The sequence below is a fragment of the Rhodococcus wratislaviensis genome (assembly GCF_900455735.1).
GTDB classification, from domain to species: domain Bacteria; phylum Actinomycetota; class Actinomycetes; order Mycobacteriales; family Mycobacteriaceae; genus Rhodococcus_F; species Rhodococcus_F wratislaviensis.
In genome coordinates this window covers 1-24,554 of record NZ_UAUI01000012.1, presented here as the reverse complement: position 1 = coordinate 24,554, position 24,554 = coordinate 1, and the positions used below count along the sequence as shown (strand labels likewise).

At 68.5% G+C, this 24,554-nt stretch carries 15 protein-coding genes; 14 read left to right on the top strand and 1 reads right to left on the bottom strand.

All coding sequences use genetic code 11. The annotated features are described in order from the left end of the window. Positions 1–10 precede the first annotated feature (10 nt). From DTA22_RS18255 to DTA22_RS18190, 14 genes are all read left to right on the top strand, one after another. A complete protein-coding gene (locus DTA22_RS18255) occupies positions 11–2,440 on the top strand; it encodes a glycoside hydrolase family 2 protein (RefSeq protein WP_245973321.1) in 2,430 nt (809 codons plus the stop codon). Between the two features lie 119 nt (positions 2,441–2,559). Continuing rightward, positions 2,560–6,207, top strand: a complete 3,648-nt coding sequence (mfd, locus tag DTA22_RS18250; protein ID WP_112300428.1) for a transcription-repair coupling factor — start codon at positions 2,560–2,562, stop codon at positions 6,205–6,207. 4 nt (positions 6,208–6,211) lie between these two features. Next, positions 6,212–7,078 (top strand): MazG family protein, encoded by an 867-nt coding sequence (locus DTA22_RS18245; protein ID WP_112300426.1) that lies wholly within the window; start codon positions 6,212–6,214, stop codon positions 7,076–7,078. A 305-nt stretch (positions 7,079–7,383) separates the two neighbouring features. Next, entirely contained in the window at positions 7,384–8,211 is an 828-nt protein-coding gene (locus DTA22_RS18240) for a glycosyltransferase family 2 protein (RefSeq protein ID WP_112300424.1), read from the top strand. Positions 8,212–8,217: 6 nt separating this feature from the next. Then, positions 8,218–9,168 carry a glycosyltransferase family 2 protein gene (locus tag DTA22_RS18235; protein WP_112300423.1) on the top strand — a complete coding sequence of 317 codons (951 nt, stop codon included), beginning with the start codon at positions 8,218–8,220 and terminating at the stop codon, positions 9,166–9,168. Further along, positions 9,165–10,475 (top strand): glycosyltransferase, encoded by a 1,311-nt coding sequence (locus tag DTA22_RS18230; RefSeq protein WP_112300421.1) that lies wholly within the window; start codon positions 9,165–9,167, stop codon positions 10,473–10,475. Before DTA22_RS18235 ends, DTA22_RS18230 begins: the two co-directional genes overlap by 4 nt. After that, on the top strand, positions 10,459–12,222 hold the full coding sequence (locus DTA22_RS18225) for a serine aminopeptidase domain-containing protein (protein ID WP_112300419.1): 1,764 nt from the start codon (positions 10,459–10,461) through the stop codon (positions 12,220–12,222). The genes DTA22_RS18230 and DTA22_RS18225 overlap by 17 nt, the downstream gene beginning before the upstream one ends. Positions 12,223–12,224: 2 nt before the next feature. Beyond that, positions 12,225–13,598 (top strand): lipopolysaccharide biosynthesis protein, encoded by a 1,374-nt coding sequence (locus DTA22_RS18220; RefSeq protein WP_112300417.1) that lies wholly within the window; start codon positions 12,225–12,227, stop codon positions 13,596–13,598. Next, positions 13,585–14,826 (top strand): hypothetical protein, encoded by a 1,242-nt coding sequence (locus DTA22_RS18215; protein ID WP_112300415.1) that lies wholly within the window; start codon positions 13,585–13,587, stop codon positions 14,824–14,826. Before DTA22_RS18220 ends, DTA22_RS18215 begins: the two co-directional genes overlap by 14 nt. A 2-nt stretch (positions 14,827–14,828) precedes the next feature. Further along, positions 14,829–15,500 carry a DUF998 domain-containing protein gene (locus DTA22_RS18210; protein WP_112300414.1) on the top strand — a complete coding sequence of 224 codons (672 nt, stop codon included), beginning with the start codon at positions 14,829–14,831 and terminating at the stop codon, positions 15,498–15,500. Positions 15,501–15,531: 31 nt separating this feature from the next. Next, positions 15,532–16,329, top strand: a complete 798-nt coding sequence (locus tag DTA22_RS18205; protein WP_112300412.1) for a glycoside hydrolase family 16 protein — start codon at positions 15,532–15,534, stop codon at positions 16,327–16,329. Then, positions 16,322–18,430 carry a hypothetical protein gene (locus DTA22_RS18200; protein WP_112300410.1) on the top strand — a complete coding sequence of 703 codons (2,109 nt, stop codon included), beginning with the start codon at positions 16,322–16,324 and terminating at the stop codon, positions 18,428–18,430. Before DTA22_RS18205 ends, DTA22_RS18200 begins: the two co-directional genes overlap by 8 nt. A 55-nt stretch (positions 18,431–18,485) precedes the next feature. Next, a complete protein-coding gene (locus tag DTA22_RS18195) occupies positions 18,486–19,325 on the top strand; it encodes a glycoside hydrolase family 16 protein (RefSeq protein WP_112300408.1) in 840 nt (279 codons plus the stop codon). A gap of 392 nt (positions 19,326–19,717) precedes the next feature. After that, complete coding sequence (locus DTA22_RS18190) at positions 19,718–23,677, top strand: diguanylate cyclase domain-containing protein (protein ID WP_112300527.1); 3,960 nt, start codon at positions 19,718–19,720, stop codon at positions 23,675–23,677. A 37-nt stretch (positions 23,678–23,714) separates the two neighbouring features. On the opposite strand, the gene DTA22_RS18185 is transcribed toward DTA22_RS18190, so the two are convergent. Continuing rightward, positions 23,715–24,554 (bottom strand): Dyp-type peroxidase (locus tag DTA22_RS18185; RefSeq protein ID WP_112300407.1); only part of this gene is annotated, 840 nt, incomplete at its 5' end.

Genomic DNA, 24,554 nt, shown 5'->3' with positions numbered 1-24,554 from the left:
GTGGCGTTGTGTGGCAACGGAACCGGGTTCGGTCACCGATCCCGCGGGCCTGGCTTGTGTGCCGGGTCCATGGTATGTCGCGCAGGTGCCGGGTACCGCGGCAGGCGCGATCCGGGCGACCGACGGCGCTGCGGCGGCGCGGGCGGCGAAGACCGATGCGGTGGACTGGTGGTTCGTCACCGACGTGTCCGGCGGCGGCCCGGGTCCGTGGCGGCTCGAGTTCGACGGCCTCGCCTCGCACGCGGAGGTGTGGGCCGGCGACGACCTCGTCCTGACGTCGGAGTCGATGTTCGTGCCGGCCTCGGTCGAGCTCGCCTCTCGCCCCGGCGGGGTCACGCTGGCGATCCGCTTCTCGTCCCTCGAGGCCGTGCTGCGCCGCCGGCGGCCACGCGGACGCTGGCGGTCGTCGCTGGTGAGTGCGCAGGGCCTGCGCTGGATCCGCACGAGCCTGCTCGGTCGCGCCCCGGTCTTCGGCGGTGTGCCCGCCCCGGTGGGTCCGTGGCGGGCGGTGCGCCTGCACGACCGCGCCGCGCCTGTCCTGTCGGACCGTCACGTGGTCACCGCCGTGGCGGACGGCACGGGCGTGCTGGACCTCGCCGTGCGCGTGCATCGTTCGGCCGGACCGGCCCCCGTCGTGCGGCTCGGCGACCTCGCCGTGGTCGCGACGATCGTGGACGTCGGGGACGCACAGGAGGTCCGCGCCCACCTGCGCGTCCCCGACGTCCGGTTGTGGTGGCCGCACACCCACGGCAATCCCGTGACGTACCCGCTGAGCATCGATCTGGGGGAGCACGTCGTCGACCTGGGCGCGGTCGGATTCCGCACCGTGTGCGCGGCGCGCGGCGACGGCGGATTCCGGCTGTCGGTCAACGGGGTCGACGTGTACTGCCGCGGCGCCGTCTGGACGCCGGTGGATCCGGTCGGGCTGGGCGGCCGGGATCAGACGCGGGCCACCCTCGAGCGGGTGGTCGAGGCCGGCCTGAACATGGTCCGCGTGCCGGGCACGGCGGTGTACGAGGACGCCGCGTTCTGGGACGACTGTGCCGAACTCGGTGTCATGGTGTGGCAGGACGCCATGCTGTCGACGTTCGACCCGCCCGACGACCAGCCGTTCCTGGACCTGCTGACCGCGGAGGTCGAGGCCGTGCTGCGGCCGCTGTCCGGTAACCCCGCGCTCGTCGTGTTCAGCGGAGGCAGCGAGACCGAACAGCAGCCGGCGATGCTCGGATTCCCGGCGCCGCACATGACGGCGGTACACGACGTGATTCCGGCAGTGGTCGGTAGGACGGCGCCGGGGGTGGTGCCGGTGTCGTCGTCACCGTCGCCGCCGCCGGGCGGCGACCCGCTCGCGACCCACGTGGGGACGGGTATCGCGCACTACTTCGGTGCCGGGGGCTACCGGCTTCCGCCGTCCGACGTCCGCCAGGCCGGGGTGCGGTTCGCCGCCGAATGCCTCGCGTTCTCGATCCCCCCGTCGGACGCGGCGATCGAGGCCGAATTCGGCAGCCTCGCGGCGGCCGGCCACCATCCACGGTGGAAGGCGGCCGTGCCGCGGGACAACGGGGCGTCCTGGGATTTCGAGGACGTCCGCGACCACTACGTGCGGACGCTGTTCGGCGAGGAGCCGTCGACGATCCGCTGGAGCGACCCCGAGCGGTACCTCGCCCTCGGCCGGGCCGCCGTCTGCGAGGCGTTCGCGGCGACTCTCGGTTACTGGCGGCGGCCCGATTCGGGATGCGACGGCGCCCTGGTGCTCGCGCTCCGCGACCTCGAGCCCGGTGCCGGGTGGGGGCTGCTCGACTCCGACGGCAGGCCGAAGGCGCCGTGGTTCGTGATGCGGCGGATGTCGCTGCCGGTCGCGGTCCTGCTCGCCGAGGACGGGTTGGACGGACTGCGGATCGACGCGGTCAACGACTCCGACCACACGGTCGTGGGGGAGTTGCGGGTGCAGGTGCACACCCGCACCGGTGCCCGGGCGTTCGACGTCACCGAACCGGTGACCGTGGCTGCGCACGCGGCGCGCCGGTGGTCGCTCGACACGGTGCTCGGCCGGTTCACCGACGCGACCCACGTCCACCGCTTCGGCCCCCGCGGCTACGACAGCGTGACCGTCACCCTGTCGAGCGAGGACGGTGTCGCCGAGTCCGTTCACCTCGTCGGCGGACCGGCGCGCGCCCTCGAACGCACCGTCGGCCTGACGGCGGTGGTGCGGCAGACGGCGTCCGGCGACTGGGTCGTCGACGTCGGGACCGACGGCGCTGCGCAGTACGTTCACCTCGACCTCCGCGGCTTCGAACCGGCGGACTCCTGGTTCCACCTGCCGCCCGGCGGAGCACGGACGGTGCCGGTGCGCAGGACCGGGACGACGGACGCGGTGACCGGGCACGTGCGGGCGTTGAACTCGATGACCGTCGCACCGGTGGTGCAGGCCTCCACCTGATACGGACCCCGGTCCGTCCGTGTGCGATATCGACTAGGCTGGCTCAGTCCGCAACTGGCCGCTCGTCCCGGCCCGAGCTGTTCGCCGGCAGTTCGTCATCACTGCTCAGGAGTGCGTCGTTGTCTTCCCCGCTCATCGCTGCCGAGCCCTCGTCCGACACCCCGCTCGCCGGTCTGGCGAAGATCGCGCTGGGCGACGCAGTCATCGCGCAGGTGACCGAGGCGCTCGGGCGGCATCACCTCGACATCGTCGCGCCCGCGCCCGCCCGGCCGTTCGTGGCCGCGGCTCTCGCCGAGCGCACCCATCTGCTGCTGGTCACCGCGACCGGTCGCGAGGCCGACGACCTCACCGCCGAACTGCAGGAGATGATCGGCGACGCCGTGGCGCAGTTCCCGTCGTGGGAGACGCTGCCGCACGAACGGCTGTCGCCGAGCGCCGACACGGTCGGTCGCCGCGTGGAGGTGCTGCGCAGACTCGCGCGTCCGGACGACCGCTCGTACGGGGCGCCGCTCCAGGTCATCGTCACCACCGTCCGCTCGCTCGTGCAGCCCATGGCGCCGGGTCTCGGTGAGATCGAACCCGTCACGCTGCGGGTCGGCGTCGAGCACGACTTCGACGGGCTGATTCAGCGGCTCGTCGAAATGGCGTACACCCGCGTCGACATGGTGGGCAAGCGCGGTGAGTTCGCCGTCCGCGGTGGCATCCTGGACCTGTTCTCACCCACCGCGGATCATCCCGTGCGCGTCGAGTTCTGGGGTGACGAGGTCACCGAACTGCGCGCGTTCTCCGTCGCGGACCAGAGGTCGCTGCCGGAACTCGACATCGACGCCGTGATCGCCCCGCCGTGCCGCGAACTGCTCCTCACCGAGGACGTTCGCGACCGGGCCGCGCAGCTCGCGGTCGACAACCAGGCCGACGCCGCGCTCGTCGAGATGCTCGACAAGATGTCGGCCGGCATCCCGGTGGAGGGCATGGAGGCATTGCTGCCCGTGCTGCGGCCGGGGCAGCTCCAGCTGCTCACCGACGTGCTGCCCGAGGGCGCGCACGTGCTGCTGTGCGATCCGGAGAAGATCCGGACGCGGGCCACCGACCTGGTGCGCACCGGTCAGGAGTTCCTCGAGGCGTCGTGGACGGCGGCCTCGATCGGCGGCGCCGCCCCGCTCGACACCTCCGTGCTGAAGGGCGACGGTATCGACCTCGGCGCCTCCGCCTACCGCTCGCTCAGCCAGGTCCGTGAATCAGCGGAGACGACGGGTCAGCCGTGGTGGACGCTGAGCCCGCTCGCATCCGGCAACGGCGAGGAACTGGAGCTGGCGGTCACGCCGGCGCCGCAGATCCGCGGTTCGGACGACCTGCTGTCGGAACTGTTCGTGAGCCTGCGCGCCCACGTCACCACCGGCGGGCGGGCCGTGATCGTGGTCGCGGGCGCCGGTACCGCGCATCGGGTGCTCGAGCGTCTGCGCGAGGCCGAGGTGCCCGCGGCGGAACTCGTGCCCGGTTCGGAGCCCCCGCGAGGACAGGTCGGGGTGCTGCGCGGTTCGCTCCACGACGGCCTGGTCTTCCCCGGGGACGACTCCACTGCCGGACTCGTCATCGTCACCGAGGCCGATCTCACCGGCAACCGGGTGGCGGCGGTCGGCGACGGCAAGAGGCTGCCGGCGAAGCGCCGCAACCAGGTGGACCCGCTGGCCCTGACGGCCGGGGACATGGTGGTGCACGACCAGCATGGCATCGGACGATTCGTCGAGATGGTCGAACGCACCATCGGCGGCGCCCGGCGCGAGTACCTCGTGATCGAGTACGCCGCCAGCAAGCGCGGACACCCGGGCGACCGTCTGTTCGTGCCGATGGAGTCGCTCGACCAGCTGTCGCGGTACGTCGGCGGCGAGCTGCCCGCGCTCAGCAAGCTCGGCGGTTCCGACTGGGCCAACACCAAACGCAAGGCGCGCAAGGCGGTTCGTGAGATCGCCGGTGAACTCGTCCAGCTGTACGCGGCGCGGCAGGCCGCACCCGGTCATGCGTTCGGCCCGGACACCCCGTGGCAGAAGGAGATGGAGGACGCCTTCGCGTTCACCGAGACCCACGACCAGCTGACGGTCATCAGCGAGGTCAAGGCCGACATGGAGAAGGCCGTGCCGATGGACCGCGTCGTCATCGGCGACGTCGGCTACGGCAAGACCGAGATCGCGGTGCGGGCGGCGTTCAAGGCCGTGCAGGACGGCAAGCAGGTGGCGGTCCTGGTGCCGACGACGCTGCTCGCTCAGCAGCATCTGCAGACCTTCACCGAGCGCATGGCCGCGTTCCCGGTGACCGTGCGCGGGCTCTCCCGCTTCACGGATGCGGGGGACTCCAAGGAGATCATCGCCGGCATGGCGGACGGCGAGATCGACGTCGTCGTCGGCACACACCGGCTGCTGCAGACCGGGATCCGGTGGAAGGACCTGGGCCTCGTCATCGTCGACGAGGAACAGCGCTTCGGTGTCGAACACAAGGAGCACATCAAGGCGCTGCGCACCCACGTGGACGTACTCACGATGTCGGCCACGCCGATCCCGCGAACACTCGAGATGAGCATGGCGGGCATCCGCGAGATGTCCACGATCCTCACGCCGCCGGAGGAGCGGCACCCCATCCTCACGTACGTCGGCGCGTACGCCGACAAGCAGGTGGCCGCGGCCATCCGACGGGAACTGCTCCGAGACGGGCAGGTGTTCTACGTCCACAACCGGGTCAGCTCGATCGACAAGTCGGCCCAGCGGATCCGCGACCTCGTCCCCGAGGCTCGGGTCGTCGTGGCGCACGGGCAGATGAACGAGGACACACTCGAGCGGACCGTGCAGGGCTTCTGGGAACGCGACTACGACGTGCTGGTGTGCACCACCATCATCGAGACGGGTCTCGACATCTCCAACGCCAACACGCTCATCGTCGAACGCGCCGATTCCCTCGGCCTGTCGCAGCTGCACCAGTTGCGCGGTCGCGTCGGGCGTAGCCGGGAACGCGGCTACGCGTACTTCCTGTACCCGCCGGAGAAACCGCTCACCGAGACGGCCTACGACCGCCTCGCGACCATTTCGCAGAACTCCGACCTGGGCGCAGGCATGGCGGTCGCGATGAAGGACCTCGAGATCCGCGGTGCCGGAAACGTGCTGGGCGCCGAGCAGTCCGGTCACGTCGCGGGTGTCGGGTTCGACCTGTACGTGCGGCTGGTGGGGGAGGCGGTCGAGGCGTTCCGGGCGGCGGCCGACGGCAAGCCGATCACGACGGAGGACGCCCCGAAGGAGGTCCGTATCGACTTGCCCGTCGATGCGCACATCCCTCCCGATTACGTCACCAGCGACCGTCTGCGGCTCGAGGGTTACCGCAAGCTCGCGGCGGCCACCGAACTCGACGGCATCACGGCCGTGGTCGACGAACTCGTCGACCGGTACGGACCGCTCCCCGAGGAGGTCCGCCGACTGGTTTCGGTGGCCAAGCTGCGTCTGCTGGCCCGTGAGTACGGCCTCGAGGAAATCGCCGTGGTCGGGACGCAGCTGAAGATCGCGCCGATGGCCCTGCCCGACTCGAAGCAGTTGCGTCTCAAGCGGATCTACCCGAGCGCGCAGTACCGTGCCACCACCGGGATGGTGCAGCTGCCGCTGCCCCGGGCGGGTTCGGGCGGAATCGGCGCGGAGCGGGTGCGGGACGTGGAGTTGCTGCAGTACATCGCCGACTTCGTGCTCGCGCTGGACGGCAAGGCCGCCGGGTCCGTGGTGATGGAGGCCTGACCCGATGACGGTGGTCCTGCTCGACTCGTTGCGGCCCACGACGATCCCGATGGAGGCCGTCGGGGTGGTCGGTGACGGAGTGGAGTTCACCGACGAGGTACCCGAGGCCGTGCGGAGATTGCTGACCGAGGCGCCGGGGGCCGCCGTCCTGGTCAGTAGCGATCCCGACGATCCCACCGTGCGTGACTGGGTCGCGTCGGGGTCCCGCGTCATCGCGGCGCCGAAGGTCCCGGGCGACAACCTCGTCGAGGCAGCCGAGGTGATGGACCGATTGTGGAGTTACGGCGGCTGGGAAGTGACGCAGACGCACCGCACCCTGTCGCACTACCTCGTCGAGGAGACGTACGAGGTTCTCGACGCCATCGAGTCGTCCGAACCCGGTGATCTGCGTGAAGAGCTCGGAGATCTGCTGCTGCAGGTCCTGTTCCATTCGCGGATCGCCTCGGCGTCGGGCAATTTCGACGTGGACGACGTGGCCGCGACGCTGGTTGCCAAGCTCGTGCACCGCAGCCCCCACCTCGGGGAGGAGGTCGTCGGGCCGATCGACATCGCGGAGCAGGAACGGGCATGGGAGATTCGCAAGGCGGCGGAGAAGGCACGGAGTTCCTGCCTCGACGGCGTCGCGATGAGTCAGCCGGCGGCGTCGCTGGCTGCGAAGGTCGTGGCCCGCGCGAGCAAGGCGGGTTTGCCGTCCGAACTGGTGCCCACGGAGATCACTGCCGACAGCGCGGCGGTGGTCGCCGCCGAGTCGAGGCTGCAGGCGGCGACGCACGATCTCATCGCCCGGATCCGCGCGGCCGAGAATGCTGCGCGCGCGGCGGGGAAGACCGAGCTGGCTCCCGCGGACTGGCTCGGTTACTGGACGTCCTGATACAGGGTCGAACAGCCCGATCGTTCGAGTTTGCCAAAATGTAACTGAGTGATGAATCACCCTCGTGTCTGTAGTGCGAGAAAAACAAACCTGAGGTAGTTTAAAGCGCGCATAGAAGACCGTTTGGTTGCAAACACGCGTTTCGAAGAACCGCGAGGTCCCTCGACAGGGGTGTTTGTGGGCTTCGCGCACTGCACGTGGTGGGTACCTGAGCTCCCGGTCGGGCGAGGGCCGGTACCCACAGGGGACCACACATTGTCATGCTTCCGGGCCGACTCGATTGCCCGACGATGAGAGACGGACACATGAGCCTGTACACGCCTGACCGCCTGGAACCTTCCGACGAGACAGACGCGCACGACATCGACGAGGCCGGTACCGCCGACCGCGCGCCGGGCCGCCCGACGGTCACCGTCGTCGTGCCCGCGATGAACGAAGCGAGGAACCTCCCGCACGTCGCCGCGCGGATGCCGGCCGACATCGACGAGATCGTCTTCGTCGACGGACATTCCGTCGACGACACGGTCGAGGTGGCCAGGAGCCTCTGGCCGGACGCCATGGTCGTGACACAAAGCCGAAAGGGCAAGGGCAACGCCTTGGCCTGCGGTTTCCTCGCCGCCACATCGGACATCATCGTCATGATCGACGCCGACGGATCCACCGACCCGGCCGAGATCCCGCTGTTCGTCGGGGCTCTCGTGGCAGGCGCGGACTTCGCGAAGGGAACCCGCTTCGCCGCCGGCGGCGGAAGCTCGGACATCACGTTCAGCCGAAAGCTCGGAAACAAGGCGTTGAACGCCATCGTCAACCTCAAATTCGGGGCCTCGTTCAGCGACTTGTGCTACGGCTACAACGCATTCTGGCGCCACCACGTCCCGGTGATGGCATTGCCGTCCGTCGACACGACCGAGGCACAGTGGGGCGACGGCTTCGAGATCGAGACACTCATCAACGTGCGGGTCGCCAACGCGGGCCTGAAGATCACCGAGGTGCCGAGTTTCGAACAGGACCGCATCCACGGCGAGAGCAATCTCAACGCGGTACGTGACGGGCTCCGGGTGCTGCGCACCATCAGGAGCGAACAGCGCACCTCCGCACCGGACGTGTCCCCGGCTCCCGTCTCGCGAGGCTGAGCACCCATGACGGTGTCCACTCTCGTGTCCTGCTCCGTCGTGATCTGCGCCTACACCACCGAACGGTGGACCGACCTGTGTGCCGCAGTCGATTCGGTGCTCACCCAGAACGTGCCCGTGCTCGAGGTCCTGGTGGTGATCGACCACTCCGAGGAACTGTTCTCGCGTGCCGAACGGCACTTCGCCGGGGAGACCCGGGTGACCGTGCTGCGTAACTCCGGGTCGAAGGGGCTCTCCGGAGCCCGCAACACGGGCGTGCGGGCGGCGAGCGGCGACATGATCGCGTTCCTCGACGACGACGCGCGCGCCGAACCCGACTGGTACCGCGTGTCCGCCGCCCACTACTCCGATCCCGACGTGCTCGGTGTGGGGGGATTCGCCAGTCCGGTGTGGCCCGCGGACCGTCCCGTGTGGATGCCCGCCGAGTTCGACTGGGTGGTCGGCTGCAGCTACGTCGGGCAGCCGACACGCATCGAGCCGGTGCGGAACTTCATCGGCTGCAACATGTCTCTGCGGCGCATCGTGTTCGACGCCGTCGACGGGTTCAGCGACGGGATCGGCCGGGTCGGAAAGACGCCGGTCGGGTGCGAGGAGACCGAACTCTGCATCCGGATCCGAGCCCACCAGCCCACTGCGCAGCTGCTGTTCGATCCCGCGATGAAGGTGGCACACCGCGTCAGCGACGACCGCACCACGTTCCGCTACTTCCTGTCGCGCTGCTTCCACGAGGGCGTGTCGAAAGCACTGGTCTCCGATCTCGTCGGGTCCGGCGACGCGCTCAGCAGCGAGCGGGTGTACACCGCGCGTGTCCTCCCGCGAGCCGTCGTCACGGGCATCGCATCCCCGCGGCACGGCGGACTGGCCCGCGCCGGCGCGGTGGTCGCGGGGCTCACGGCGACCACTGCCGGCTACGTCCGGGGTCTCGTCGGTCTGCGATCGAAGCGGGGGACGGCATGACCGGGACACTCGATCGCCGGATCGACCTGGTACCGGCTCTCGTGAGCGATCACGCGCCGACGTGGGACGGGGCCGTCTGGGTCGGCGAACTGCGCGGTCCCGTCCGGGAAGACACCGAATACCGGCTGGAGCGCGCCGAGGGGTATCGGCGTGCCCGGCTGCTCGTGCGAGAGGATCGCACCCTGCGGGGATTCGTCGAGCTGGACATCGAGGACGGCCGACTCGAGGCCGACGCATTGCGGCGCGCACTGGACGGGCTCCTTCCGGGAGCGGTGGTCGAAAGCGCCGCCGCCACCGACGGATCCGGCCCTTCCGTCACCGTGGTGGTGTGCACCCGGGACCGGGTCGACAGCCTGAAGGTCGCCCTGGAATCGATCCTGTCGCTCGATCATCCCGGCTACGAGGTGATCGTGGTCGACAACGCATCCCGCACGGATGCCACGCAGCGGTACGTCGCCGGACTCGGTGACCCCCGTGTCCGCGTCGTGATCGAGCCCCGTCCGGGCCTGTCCAGGGCGCGCAATGCGGGCGTCCGCGCGGCGAGCACGGAGATCGTCGCCTTCACCGACGACGACGTCGTCGTCGACCCGCACTGGCTCACCGAACTCGTCGCCGGCTTCGGCGCCGGGAATGCGGTGGCCTGCGTGTGCGGGATCGTCCCGAGCGGTGAGATCCGCACACCGGCGCAGGCGTACTTCGATCAGCGGGTGGGGTGGGCGAGTTCCTGCGTCCCACGGTTGTTCGACCTCGCGCACCCACCCGCCGACGTGCCGCTCTTCCCGTTCCAGGTCGGGGTCTACGGCACCGGTGCGAATTTCGCCGTCGACCGGCAGGCCGTGTTCGCGCTGGGTGGTTTCGACGAGGCGCTCGGGGCGGGAGCCCCCACCGACGGTGGCGAAGACCTCGACATGTTTTTCCGCGTGCTGCACTCCGGGCGGCAGCTGGCGTACCGGCCCGGGGCGGTCGTGTGGCATCGGCACCGGGCCGACAACGAGGCGCTCGCCGTCCAGGCGCGCGGCTACGGCCTCGGACTCGGCGCCTGGCTGGCCAAGATCGCCGTCGACCCCCGCACCGCCTGGCTCGCAGTGCGCATCGCCGTGCGGCAGGCGCCGACGTTTCTCCATCTGTCGCGCAAGATGTCCCGCGTCGCCACACCTCCGGACGCTCTCGCCGACGATCTCCCCGTGGGGATCGGAGCCACCGAACTGCGGTCCATCGCACGTGGCCCGTTCGCCTATCTGAAGGCCCGAGTGGAGGGCCGGCATCCGGCACCGATGAGAGGGATGACCCATGACTGCCCATCCTGATCTCGCAGGCACCCGGTTCGCCACCTGGTTCGGACCGGAGGACGCGCCGCTGTTCGGCGTCGTCGATCTTCCCGCCGACGGCCGCTGCCGCGGCGCCGTCGTCCTGTGCCCGCCGATCGGCAAGGAACAGGTCGACTCGTATCGCGGAATGGTCTACCTCGCCCAGCAATTGCGGGCGCGGGGGCTTCTGGTGTTGCGGTTCGACTACCGCGGCACCGGGGACTCGCCGGGCGCCCAGGACGATCCCGACGCGGTCGCCGGATGGCTCGACAGCATCCGGAGGGCCGTCGACTACGTGCGCAGCTGCGGCGTCACGGACATCGGTCTCGTCGGCCTCCGGATCGGCGCCCTGCTCGCCGCGCAGGTCGCCGCGACGTGCGGTCCGGTGCGGGCCGTCACCCTGTGGGATCCGGTGGTCCGCGGCCGCGCCTACCTGCGCAAGCAGACCGCGCTCCACCAGATGGTGGTCGGTCCCGAGGACACGGACGATCCGCAGGTCACCCTCATCGGTGCGGTGCTCGCACCGGCCGCGGCGACGGCCTTGTCGGCGATGAGTCTGCGGGCGGCCACCCCGCCGCCGGGCGCGAAGATCCTGATGGTGTTGCGGGAGAGCGAGGTCGATTCCGTCGGGATGCGCGAGGCCGTCGCTGCGTGGAACGCCGAGAACTTCACCGTGCACGACTACGAATCGTTCCTCGAGCCGGCGGACTTCGTGGTCCGGCTCCCGTTCGGCGACATCGACCGGATCGCCGACCGGATGTCTGCGTCCTTCGGCGACCACCACACCGGTGCCGCACTCGAACTCCGTACCACCGCCGTCGTGGATCGGACCGTCGACGGCAGGCAGGTCACCGAGACTCTGAGCTTCGCGGGAGCGTCCGAACTCTTCACGATCCGCACGTCCGTCGCGGCCGAGCGGGGTGCAACGGACAACCCTGCGACACCGACGGTGATCTTCCACGGCACCGCCGGCGAGCACCGCGTCGGACCGGTCCGGCTGTGGGTCGAGACGGCGCGCGAACTCGCGGCCCACGGGATCGTCAGCGTTCGCTTCGACCGCCGCGGCACCGGCGACACCGGCATGGTTCAGCACGGCGAATCCACCACCATCTACACGGACGAATCCCGCGACGACGCCGTCGACATCATCTCCGTCAGCGGTGCGCAGCCCGAAGCGGTTGTGCTCGCAGGAATGTGCTCGGGGGCGTGGAATTCGAGTTACGCCGCCCTCCGGCGTCCCGTCCGGGCGGTGATCCTGGTCAACATGGCGGACTGGACCATTACCCGTCAGGCGTTCGTGAAACAGTCGACGATGGACGCCGACCGGGGGTCCCTGAAGGGTGCAGCGCTCACGCTGCTCCACCGGCACGCGGCGACGGCGAAAAAGCACCTGCGGGTGTGGATGCCGTACCGCTGCTGGTTGTGGCTGGGCCGGGCAGGCTTGCTGCAGGTGCCGGAGGTCATGCTCGCCCCGCTGAACGACCGTGGCGTGCACACCACCGTCCTCCTCTCGCCGATCGACTACACCGCGTTCGTCGAGAACCAGGGTGAGCGCAGCCTTCGCCGGCTCCGGCGCGCCGGCTGGAACGGACGCCTGGTGACGTACCCGTCCGGCGATCACTCGCTGTACAGCACCGCCCTGCGGGACAGAGTCCTGCGGGACGTCCTCGCCACCGTGCTCGGTGAACTGACCGTGGACCGTGTCGACGACGCCCGTGACGATTCCCGGCCGGAGTTGGTCGGGTAGCCATGGGATCCCCGACAGCGACGCAGTCGCAACTACGCGCGAGGCACCGTGCCGAGCAGCCACCGCGCTCCGCGGGGCGGAACCTGCAGATCAACTCGATGGCACTGATGCTGTCGAGTGTCGTCACCGGTGTCCTCGGCCTCGCCTTCTGGGGCGCGGCGGCGCGATTGTTCCCCGCCGACCAGGTGGGCGTGGCGTCCGCTCTCATCTCGACGGCGATCATGCTGTCGACGCTGTCGAATCTCAGCCTCGGCTCGATGTTCGAGCGCTTCCTGCCCGTGGCCGGCCACCGCGCGGGACCGTTGCTGGTCAAGGGTTTCGCCGCCGTGGCCACGCTGGCCTTCGTGTCGGCTGTCGGGCTCATTGTCCTCGGTCCGCGGGACACGCTGTTCGAGAACAACCTGGAAATAGCGATCTATCCGGTGTTCGTCGTCGTCCTCGCGCTCTTCGCCCTGCAGGACCAGACCGTGTCCGGGCTGGGCGTTGCCCGCTGGGCGGCGTCGAAGAACGTTTTCCACGCGCTGGCCAAACTGCTCGCGGTCGTGGTGCTCGCGGCGTCGGGGTCGGCGCTCGCCATCGTCGCGTCCTGGGGGGTCACCGCGGCGATCGCCGTCGTGGTCGTGTTGACGTCGATGGGCCTGCGCATCCGGTCCGACCCTCGATACCGGCAAGTGCCCTCGCTGCCCTCCAACAAGGAACTCGGAGTGTACTTCGGTTCCTCGTACGGCATTTCGGCGCTGGGGGCCATCGCCCCGCTCGTCGTCCCGCTGATCGTCGTCACCCGGGTCGGTACCGCGGCGAACGCCTACTTCGCGGTGACCTGGTCGATCGTCAGCGCCCTCTACATCATGGTGAACCTCATGGTGGGCCCGTTCGTCGCCGAGGCCGCTGCGCATCCGGACAAGATCGTCAGCCTGTCCCGCCGGTTCGTCCGCACCATTGCCGTGGTCGCGGTGGTGGGCGGATTCGGCCTGGCCTTCGTCGCGCCGTTGGCGCTCGGATTCATCGGTGACGAATACCGTGCGGAAGGGACGCCCCTGCTCCATCTCGCCGCGGTGTTCGTGCCCCTCACCGTCATCGGCGCCGTCTACGACGGTCTCGCGAGGGTGTACCGCCGGCTGACCCTCGCCGTCGTCACGCAGTGCCTGGCCACGGTGGTCATCATCGTCGGCAGCCTGGTCTTCAGCTCGTCGATCGGGGTCGCGGGTGTGGGCTGGGCGTATCTCGCCGCCGAGACGCTCACCGCCGTGATCCTCGCAGGACCGCTCATCTCCTGGCTCCGCCGACTCCGGAACCGCGCCAAGTGGGAGCGGTGGCTGGCGAAGAAGACCGTGAACCAGAAACCGATGTGGCAGGTGTCCGATGTCGACGCATAGCGCGAGCTACCGCGATCTGATGCGCAGCGCGAGCCGGATGATCACCGCGATCGGTCCCCTCCGGCTGCCGAGCATCGGCGAGATCCGGGACACGCTGACCCTGCTCGCGCACGCGGGCGGGCGGCACACCCCGATCGGCCTCGTCCCGACCACCGAGTCACGCCGATGGGAGCACCGACCGCAGGACTTCCTCGGGCAGATAAGGGAACTCGGACCCTGTACCCGGGAGGAGGTGCCGCAGCTGCTGACCCGGCTGGCACGTTCGGGTGCGTCCGCGCACCCGCTGAACGTCGCGGTCGCGGGCGATTTTCTGCTGCTCGACATCTCCCACGGACTCGGCGACGGGAGGCTCGCGCTGTCGCTCCTCCGTGCCGTCGCCGGGGGACGCACGGGGACACCGGTTCCGGAATGGGCGCGGACGCGGGACACCGCACTGCCGCTCGCACGCGCCCTGACCCGGACGTTCGCGTCGTCCCCCACACGTGTCGCGAGGCTCCTCGAATCCCTGCCCGCTGCCGCACACGGCCCCGGATCGGCGGAGATGGTGCCGTGGCACGGCGCGCCCACCGCCGTCGTCGCGTCCGCAGCATCCGGGACCACTGCGGAACTGCGTCGCTGGCGGGATCGGGAGATGCCCGGGGCGTCGGTGTCGTCGTTGTTGTTCGCGGCCGTCGCGCGGGCGATGCGCAGCCACGGCCTGACGATCGACGACAAGGTCGACGTTCTCTTCGACTGCCGCCGGTATCTCCCGGAGGGTGCGACGGTGAACGGCAACTTCGCTGCCCTGGTGCGTTTCTCGCTGTCGGATCCGGGTGACCCGGCCGAGATGAGTGCGGCGATCGCACAGGCCACGGCGTCGGGCAGGCCGCTCGCCTCGCTGGCACTCAGCACCGCCACGTTCCGCAGGCGGGTGGCTGCCGGGAGCGCGCACGCGCGGGCCACTCACGTCGCGGCCGAACCCCGGACGAGGCTCGTGTACTCCGACATGGGCGAGGCCGCGCTGCTGGCAGACCTCGACTGGACCGACGAGCCCGGCAGGCGTCTCGTCACCGCGCTGAGCGAACCGGCCGACCCTGCATCGATCGTCTTCACCTCGGTGCGGCGCGGCCCGGAATTGGACGTGTCGGCGTCGTTGCACGACAACGTCTTCGACCCGGAACTCGTCCGCATCGCACTCGCGGACGCACTGTGCGACCCACTGTCTCTACTGTCTCGAAGGATCTTCTGACCATGCCCTCACACGTCCTCGAGACATCGAAGCGGACTTCGCTGTACCTCACCGTCGCCGTACTGCAATTTTTCGTCGTCGAATTCCTCGTCGCCGGCACGTGGCGCGGGCACTACAGTTACTCCGCCAACTTCATCAGCGACCTCGGTGTCCCGTTCTGCGGCACGGACGGAAACGCGCCGTGCAGCAAGACGTCACTGCTGATGGATGCGGCGTTCGTGGTGACCGGACTCGCCTACGTGGTTGCCGCCGTCCTCTGGCATCGCATCGAACGGGTGCTGCCGCTGGTCCCTGTCGTCTTCCTGGTGGTCGCCGGAATCGGCGGAGTGGTGGTCGGTCTCGCGCCGTCGAACACGCACTGGGAAGTGCATTCGCTCGGCGCCACGCTGTTCCTCATCTTCGGCAACCTCTTCGCACTGACGACGGCACTCACCGTCTGGCCCCAGATATCCGGACCGGCAACGTACGTCGCGCTCGCACTCGGGACACTCGGACTGGTGGGGTACTTCTGCTTCACATACTCGTGGGACCTCGGTCTCGGCGTCGGTGGTATCGAACGCGTCGCGGCGTACTCGGCGATCTTCGGGTTCGTCGTCTGCGTTCACCTCGTGACACAACTGCAGTCGGTTCGACGTTCGGCTGTCGTCCAGGTCGGAGACAGCGCCGGTGCATAGACAGCTGAACCGTCCGCGCCGGACCCGCGCCGTGTCTTCGGCGATGGTGTTCGTCGCGCTCGCCTGCATCGGCGCCACCGGGTGGTATGCGTCGAGCGATGTCGCACAGGCATCGAGGAAGGGCGAGTCGGTGCTCATGTTCGACGATTTCGTCGGGCCCGCCGGAACCTCGCCCGACCCCCGGTACTGGGGACACGCGGTCGGGGGAGGAGGCTGGGGTAACGACGAGGCGCAGGTCTACACGGACGATCCCGCCAATTCCCGGCTCGACGGCGAGGGCAACCTCGTGATCGAAGCCCGTCCCGACGGGTCGGGCTACACGTCCGCCCGGCTTGTCACCCTCGACCGCTTCGCATTCCAGTACGGACGGGCCGAGGCCCGCATCAAGCTGCCGAGCGGGCAGGGCCTGCACCCGGCGTTCTGGTTGATGGGCACGGATGTCAACCGCGTCGGCTGGCCGCAGTCGGGGGAGATCGACGTGATCGAGACGATCAACGACGCGTCGTTCTACCACAGTGCGCTGCACGGCCCGTCCGCGGACGGCACACCCTGGGAGGTGAAAGCCGAAGGCAGCGGGAACATGTCGGACGATTTCCACGACTACTGGGTGGAGCGGTCGCCGGACCGGATCGCATTCGGCATCGACGACGCGGTGACGGGCGAGTTCTCGCGCGCCGACCTGGCCCCGGGGCAGGAATGGGTGTTCGACAAGCCGTTCTCCCTGTTGCTGAACGTCGCAGTCGGCGGACGGTGGCCGGGCGACGTCGGAGCCGATACGACGTTCCCCGCCGCGATGCTCGTCGACTGGGTGAGGGTGACCGATGAGTGATCTCCTCACTGCCGAGCGTCTCGACACTAGGGCTCCGGAGCTGACCCGGTACTACGACGTCGCCGCGTTGGCCTCGGCGGTCGCGGGACTGGCGTCCCTGGCGCCGCTGCCGTCGTCGGTGAGTGCGGTGCTGCTGGCGGTGTTCGTGTTGATCGGACCGGGTCTCGCGGTCGTGACGTGGTTGCGGCTACCGGTCGCTGCGGCCGTTGCGGCCGTCCCCGTCCTCGGACTGTCCGTGGTGACTGCGGCCACCACTGTCCTGGCCTGGTTCTACCGATGGCCCGCGACGGGTCTGCTGCTCGTGATCGTCCTGGCCGTCGTCGCGTCCGCGCTGCGGCATCGGTGGCACGACACCGGCGCCGAGCCGGTGCGCGCGGTGACCGTGCAGCAGGTGTCGTGTCGTCTGGCGCAATGGTGGCACGCTGCCCGCCGCAACCGGCCCCTGATCCTCGTTGCCGTGGCGCTCGCCGTGTGGGTGGCGGTCCTCTTCGGGCTCGGCTCGACCGCATATGCACAGTTCGGCCTGCTGTTCGTCGGAAGCGGTCCCGGCCTGGTGGTGTGCGCCCTGATGATGCTCGGCGCGTTCGTCTGGGCTCTTCGCGAGAGGGCTGTCGGGACCGCCGCCGCGGCCGTGCTCGGCGTGATCGTGGTGGAACGGCTCACCCCGACCCTCATCACCGACGTTCCCATCTACGGGTGGACGTACAAGCACCTCGGCGTGGTCGACTACATCCAGCAGTTCCAGACACTGCCGCCCAAGGGCGTCGACATCTACGGCGAGTGGCCGGGCTTCTTCACCGCGTTCGCGTGGTTCGGCGACATCACGTCCGCGGACATGATGTCGATCGCTCACTGGTTCGCGCCGGTGATCCACGTGCTGCTGGCGGTCGTGATCGCTGCGATCGCCCGGCTCCTCGGGTTCGGCATGCGGGTGGCACTGACGGCCGCGATGGTGGCGGAACTCGTCAACTGGGTGGGGCAGGACTACTTCTCGCCGCAGGCCATTGCCCTCGTCATGGCACTGGGTGTGGTGGCACTGCTCGTGGTGTCGACGGAGCACCGATCTGCGGCGTACCTGTCGATCCTCGTCTTCGCCGCTCTGGTGCCCACTCATCAGCTGACCCCGTACTGGCTGTTCGGCGTGACGGTGGCCCTGGCGGTGACGCGGAAGATCCGGCCCTGGTGGATCCCCGTTCCCTACTTCGCGATCCTCGTCGCCTATCTCGTTCCCCGGCTGGACATCGTGGCACCGTACGGGCTGCTGTCCGGTTTCAACCCGGTCGACAACGCCGCCAGCAACGTGACCGCCGTCGGCACGTTCGGGAAGATCTTCACCTCCGCCGTGTGCCGGTCCCTGTCCGCGGGCATCATCCTGCTCGCCGTGGTCTGCGCGATCCTCCTCTGGCGTCGCAAACGTCCCGCCTGGGTCGCGACCGTCATGGCGTTCAGCTCGTTCGCGCTGCTGGCCGGTCAGAGCTACGGCGGTGAGGCGATCTTCCGGGTGTATCTCTACGCCGTTCCCGGGTGCGCGATTCTCATCGCACCGATCCTCGTGGACACTCTCACGATCAGGTTCCGGTCCGGACTGCTCCGTCGAGTCGTCCCGGTCGGACTCGCGAGCGGACTGGCATACGTGACATTCGCTGGCCTGCAAGGCTATTTCGGGCTGTGGTCGCTGGTCATCGGATATCAGTCCCAGGTGACGTTCGCGGAGGACATCCTCGCGAACGAGAAGCCGCCGGCGACGATCATCTCCCTCTATCCCGCCGGTCTCCCCACCCGGGTCAGCGCCGACTACCTCGAGTTCGCCGTCGTCGACAAGGATTTCGATCAACCCTTGCTGGCCTTGCCCCCGGCCGTGCTGGAGGGCTTCCCGCACGGCGGCCAGATCGAGATGCTCACCGCGGATGCGGCGGAACGCGACGGCGACACGTATCTCGTGTTCAACACGCAGGGCACTGCCGCCATCCGCTACTACGGCTATCTACCCGACGGATCCGTCGAGAACTTCGAGGACCAGATGCGGTCCAGCCCCGACTGGTCCGTGTACGCGCAGGACGACAACAGCACGATCTTCCGTTACACGGGGCCGCGCCGGTAACGGCCACGTCGCGTATTCGGTCACGACCGGTCGCGGCGACGCCTAGCATCGGCACATGCGGCGGATGCGCTCGGCCCTGTTCGAGATTTCGTTGACGTGCTCGGTGGCGCTGTGCGCGCTGTCCCTCACCCCGGCTGTTGCCGCCGCCGTGCCCGGCGGTGCAGGCGTCCGGACCGCCTACCCCGGATACACCGTGATCGGCAGCGACGAATTCGACGGACCCGCAAACGCGGCACCCAATCCATCGTTCTGGGGCTACGACCTCGGCGGCGGCGGGTGGGGCAACAACGAGAAGCAGGTGTACACCGACTCCCGGCAGAATTCGCGACTCGACGGCAACGGTCGTCTCGTCGTCGAGGCCCGCAGAAACGGTGGCGGATTCACGTCGGCTCGACTCGTGACCCGTGGAAAGTTCGACTTCACGTACGGGGTGATCGAGGCACGGATGCAGGTGCCGTCCGGCCCGGGAATCCATCCCGCGTTCTGGACGCTCGGAAGCAACATCAACAGCGTCGGGTGGCCCGCCTGCGGGGAGATCGACATCCTCGAGGTGATCGGGGACGGTTCGCGGTACCACGCGGGAGTGCACGGCCCGACCGTCGGCGGCGGACACTGGGAACGCTCGACGGATGGCTCGATCGGTGCGAACCTCAGCGCGGGTTTCCACGACTACGCCCTGATCAAGGCGCCCGGCCGCATCTCGGTGGGCATCGACGGGAACATCGTCGGCACCGTCACCACGGCGGACCTGCGACCCGAGGAACGCTGGGTGTTCGACGCCCCGGCATACCTGCTGCTCGATGTGGCCGTCGGCGGGAACTGGCCCGGCCCGGTCACGTCGTCGACACGCTTTCCCGCCACCATGCTGGTGGACTGGGTGAGGTTCTCCCAGTGACGTCCGGGACCCACGAGTTTCGGGTGTGAATAGAATCAAGTTCATGGCCGTGTCGAACTCAGAGTGCCGCTGCGGCCACCCATTCGCCGCTCACGAGCACTACCGCAAGGGCACGTCCTGCGCACTGTGCGACTGTCCGCGGTTTCGGCGGCCGCTTCCCCGGCTGATCCGGAAGCTCGTCGGCCGCTGACCGCGATCCGAGCACGGCAGCGGTGCGGATCAGGCAGCGATGTCGCACGTTCGTACTTGCCCATCTGCCTTACGGCGCGCAGAAACATACCATAGGTATCTTTTTGCACTATATTTCAGTATGCACATCGTGCAAAGATGGACCTCTGGATACTTTGAATCCGATAATTTACTGACGGCAGGCGGCAGTTCGGGTGGTGGCGATGGAACATCGGACAGCCGCGCGGGTGGGGACGTCGCCGAGTGCAAAGGCCGTGGTCTGGAGCGGCGGTCTCTGGCTGATCGCGGCGATGTTTGCCGTACCGGCATTGCTGTTCGCGCTGGCGCTGTGGCGAGGGTGGGGTGGGACGTTTACGACCACGGTGGTTGTCGACGTCGGCTTGCTGGTGTTTGCTCTCGTCGCGACCGGGTGTACCGCGTGGGCTGCCCGGAGAGGACACGGCAGTCGCCGCCGCAGCTGGCTGGCGTTGGCGGGTGGGCTGGCGGCCTGGTCGGTCGGCCAAGCCATCTGGTGCTACTACGTGGTGTGGCAGGGCAGTGATCAGATACCGTTCCCCTCCTCGGCGGCTGCTGCGTACCTGCTGTTTCCGGTCGGCGCATGCGCGGCGCTGTTGCTGTTCCCGGCAGGTGACAGCGGACAGTCCCGTACCCGGCTGATTCTGGACGGAATCATCGTGGCCGGTTCACTGTTCGTGATGTCGTGGGTGAGCGTGCTCGGCAGCGTCTACCGCGCGGGGAGCGCCACCCCGGTCGCCCTCGTGTTGTCCCTCGCCTATCCTGTCGCGGATCTGGTGATTGCGACGATGGCAATTGTGGTGCTGACCCGAGCGCGGGCTGGGCAACGCTTGACCATGGGACTGCTGTGCATCGGGATCATTCTGATGGCGTTGTCGGCCAGCGCAGTCTCGTACTTGACCGCGTTGGGCACGTATCACAACGGCGGCGTTACCGACCTGGGCTGGGTGGCCGCCTTCGCCGCGATTGGGCTGGCGGCGCTGTCGAGCACCCGCGAGCAGTCACTCGAGCCGGTTCCGGCCCAGATTCCGTCTCGGACACGGTTGTGGTTGCCGTACCTTCCGTTGCTGCTGGCCGCCGCCGTCGGCCTGCAGCGGGAGCTGCCCAGCCTGGGCTCCGGGCCGATTCCCGCTGCGATCGTGGTCCTGGTGATCGCCTTGCTGGCACGGCAGTTCATCGTGTTGGCCGAGAACCGACGGTTGTTGCTCACCGTGGCCCGGCAGGCCTTTCGCGACCGACTGACCGGACTGGCGAACCGTGCCTTGTTTCTCGACCGGCTCGACCAAGCCCTACAGCGCCAGCGCCGCGAACTCACACCGATCGTAGTGCTCTGTGTGGATCTCGACGATTTCAAAACCGTCAACGACAGCCTCGGCCATCCCGCCGGGGACGAGCTGTTGATCCGCGTCGCGGAACGGCTCACCGGGTGCATGCGGAGCACCGACACCGTCGCGCGGCTCGGAGGCGACGAGTTCGCGGCACTGGTCGAAGGCAGTGTCCAAGATGCCCTGTCGGCCGCAGACCGGGTACTGGAGGCATTCACCCCGCCGTTCATCATCGACGGTGTCGTGCTCTCCATCCGCCCCAGCATCGGGCTCACCATTTCCACGGTCGCCGGCGCGACGACCGAGAGCTTGCTCAAACAGGCAGATCTGGCAATGTATGCGGCCAAGCGCTGCGGTGGTGGTTGCCTGCGCAGTTACGTGCCGGACCCAGCCGACTCCGACACCATGTGCGCGCTGACCTGCGACGACAATCCGACTCACAGCCTCGGACCCGGGGAAACCACGAACGCACCGCGACACGCACGACACGTGACGGATCAGGCTGTAGCGGGAAGGGACATCGTGTCGGTGCCGAGGTCTGCACACAATCGACACCGACCGGGTCCGGTGAGCTGGGTGTCGCCATCCGATCGGGCGCGGCGGGGCGTCATGGCGGGGCTGGGGATTCTGCTGATCGGTGTGGTCCTGTTCGGGATCTTGATGGGGACAGGTGATCAAGCGGGTTGGATCGTGCTGCACCGAGTGCTCTACAACGGACTGGCCTTGTCGGCTGCCTTTCTGGTTGCGGCTCGCGCGTGGTGTATTCCGACCGAGCGACGGGCGTGGTGGCTGATCGCGCTGGGAATGACCAGCTGGTGTGTGGGCGATGCCGTGGCGATGTCGTGGCCGCCTGATGGCCAGACCCCATCGGTGGCCGATCTGCTGAAACTGGCGTTCTACCCACTTGTGTACGCCGGGTTGGTGGTGCTCGTGCGCGCGCAAGCGCGGCGGTTGCCGACCGAGATCTGGTGGGACGCCATCACTGCAGGGTTGACGCTGGCGGCGCTGGCAACGGCCGTCGCATTCGGTCCGATCGACTCGGTCGCCGACGGATCACCCGCGGCGGTGATCGTCGGGTTGGCCTACCCGGTGGGAGACATGCTTCTGTTGGCACTCGCGGTCGGGGCACTCGCGGTGCTGGGGTGGCGGGCCGAGCAGCGGTGGGTGCTGCTGGTCGCGGGGTTCATGATGTTTGCGGTGGCCGACACTGTCAACCTGTTCCGCACTGCTGCCGGTCACGGGGAGACTACGTGGATCGATGCGCTCCCGCACGCCGCCGCGATACTTGTGGCCGTGGCCAGTTGGCGAGCCCCTGGCCGAAGGCAGTCCGGTCAGCTATCGGGACTGGGTATCTGGATACCCCCGCTGGTGTGCACCGCCGCTTCGGTGGGGCTGCTGGTCCTCGACCACGATGCACGGTTGCCGGGACTCGCGGTGGTGCTCGCCGCGCTCAGCCTCGTCACGGTCGCGGCCCGATTCGCGGTGACGTTCCGGGAAGTCGTCGTCCTGGCCGACAGCCACCGCCAGGCGAGCACCGATGACCTCACCGACCTGGCCAATCGGCGGGCGATCATGGCGGCGCTGACGGCCGCATACTTCGACCGGGCGGCACAGTCGGGGACGGGCCCGGGCCCGGGGCCGGGCCTGCTGCTGATGGATGTGGACCGCTTCAAGGAGATCAACGACTCGTTCGGACGTAATGTGGGCGATCAATTGCTGTGCCAGATAGCGGACCGGCTGGCTCGGTCCGTGCGACCGGGTGATCGGCCGGCACGCCTCGACGGAGACGCCTTTGCGGTCCTGCTGCCGGCAGGGATCGACCTCACGGACGCCCGGGCATTGGCCGGCCAGCTCCTCGAGGCAGTAAACGAGCCTTTCGATCTCGACGAGGTCACGGTGCGCGTCGAGGCGCGGATCGGGATCGCCCTCTGCCCGCAACACTGCACAAACCCCCAGGATCTGCTGCAGTGCGCCGGAGTGGCCGTGTATCGCGCCAAGTCCACCCGCCGCACGATCGCCGTGTACGACACTACCGAGTACCAGCGCAGCATCGAGGAGAGACAGACCATCGACGAGCTGCGCACGGCGATCGCTGGTGGCGAGCTCACGTGCTACTACCAGCCGAAGGTCAGTGCCTGCGACGACCAGGTGCACAGCGTCGAGGCTCTCGTTCGGTGGGAGCATCCCCTCCGCGGCTTGCTCCTACCCGATCAATTCCTTCCTCAGGCCGAACAGTCAGGACTGATGCGTCCACTGACAGCGAGAGTGCTGGAGCTTGCGCTGGGTCAGGCGCGGAGCTGGCTCGATCGCGGTATATCGCTGACCGTCGCAGTGAATCTATCGGTCACGAATTTGCTCGACGCAGACCTGGTTGCAGAGATCGACCGACTCCTGGACGACCTTCGGTTACCCGCCGACACGTTGATCCTCGAGATCACCGAAAGCGTCCTGATGACCGACTACAGGCGCGCCAGAAGGGTGGTCGAGGCGCTGCAGGGTCTGGGAATCGGATTGTCCATCGACGACTACGGCACCGGCTGGTCCTCCCTTGCCTATCTGCAGGACCTCGCCGTCGATGAGCTCAAACTCGACCGGATCTTCGTCGCCCGCCTCGCCAGCGACCCTCGATCCGTCGCGATCGTCCGATCGACCGTGGAGCTCGCACACAGCCTGGGCGCATCTCTGGTCGCCGAAGGCGTCGAAGACGAAGACACCCTGCGTGCCTTGCGTCGATACGGCTGCGACGTCACCCAGGGGCACTACCACGGCCGCCCGCTGCCTCCCGACCAGCTCGACCTTCAGTTGCTCGGCCGACACCGTTGATGCATACGCGGTGCCAGGTGCGCGGGATCGAGAGGCCCTACGTGAACAGGCCCTGACCCCAGTACTGCCCCTCGGCGAGGCCGGGCGGGCACGCGAAGACGGCGGAACCGACGTGCTGGATGTACTCGTTCATCGCGTCGTTCCGGGACAGGTTGAGCTGCATCGGCACGAACTGTTCCTGCGGGTTGCGGCAGTAGGCGATGAAGAAGAGTCCGGCGTCGAGGTGGCCGAAACCGTCGGAGCCGTCGGTGAAGTTGTATCCGCGACGAAGGATCTGGATGCCGCCGAGTTCCTGAGCGGACGCCAGCCGCACGTGCGCGTCGACGTCGATCACCGGGTCGTGACCCTTCTTGGAATCGAGGTCGAGTTCGTCGAACTCCGCCTTGCCGCTCAGAGGAGCGCCGGTGCCCTTGGACCGTCCGATCACGCGTTCCTGCTCGCCGAGCACGGTGCGGTCCCACTGCTCGATGAGCATGCGGATCCGCCGCGCCACGAGATACGCGCCGCCGCCCATCCACGCCTGGTCGTCGCCGGACGCCACCCACACGTGCTCGTCGAGGACGCCGGGTTCCTCGGCCTTGATGTTGTTCGTTCCGTCCTTGAACCCGAACAGGTTTCGCGGTGTGTCCTGGGTGGTCGACGTCGACGAGGTGCGGCCGAATCCCAGCTGGGACCAGCGGACGGAGGCCGTCCCGAACGCGACGCGCGCCAGGTTGCGGATGGCGTGCACGGCCACCTGCGGGTCGTTGGCGCACGCCTGGATCGCGATGTCGCCGCCGCTGCGCGCCGGGTCCAGGTTGTCCGCCCGGAAGTGCGGAAGCTCTTCGAGCGCGGCGGGTTTCTTGGACGCGAAGCCGAAGCGATCGTCGAACAGTGA

Coding starts and splice junctions, on each gene's coding strand:
- DTA22_RS18245 (WP_112300426.1), top strand. CDS start 6,212: ATGACGGTGGTCCTGCTCGACTCGTTGCGGCCCACGACGATCCCGATG.
- DTA22_RS18240 (WP_112300424.1), top strand. CDS start 7,384: ATGAGCCTGTACACGCCTGACCGCCTGGAACCTTCCGACGAGACAGAC.
- DTA22_RS18235 (WP_112300423.1), top strand. CDS start 8,218: ATGACGGTGTCCACTCTCGTGTCCTGCTCCGTCGTGATCTGCGCCTAC.
- DTA22_RS18230 (WP_112300421.1), top strand. CDS start 9,165: ATGACCGGGACACTCGATCGCCGGATCGACCTGGTACCGGCTCTCGTG.
- DTA22_RS18225 (WP_112300419.1), top strand. CDS start 10,459: ATGACTGCCCATCCTGATCTCGCAGGCACCCGGTTCGCCACCTGGTTC.
- DTA22_RS18220 (WP_112300417.1), top strand. CDS start 12,225: ATGGGATCCCCGACAGCGACGCAGTCGCAACTACGCGCGAGGCACCGT.
- DTA22_RS18215 (WP_112300415.1), top strand. CDS start 13,585: ATGTCGACGCATAGCGCGAGCTACCGCGATCTGATGCGCAGCGCGAGC.
- DTA22_RS18210 (WP_112300414.1), top strand. CDS start 14,829: ATGCCCTCACACGTCCTCGAGACATCGAAGCGGACTTCGCTGTACCTC.
- DTA22_RS18200 (WP_112300410.1), top strand. CDS start 16,322: ATGAGTGATCTCCTCACTGCCGAGCGTCTCGACACTAGGGCTCCGGAG.
- DTA22_RS18195 (WP_112300408.1), top strand. CDS start 18,486: ATGCGGCGGATGCGCTCGGCCCTGTTCGAGATTTCGTTGACGTGCTCG.
- DTA22_RS18190 (WP_112300527.1), top strand. CDS start 19,718: ATGGAACATCGGACAGCCGCGCGGGTGGGGACGTCGCCGAGTGCAAAG.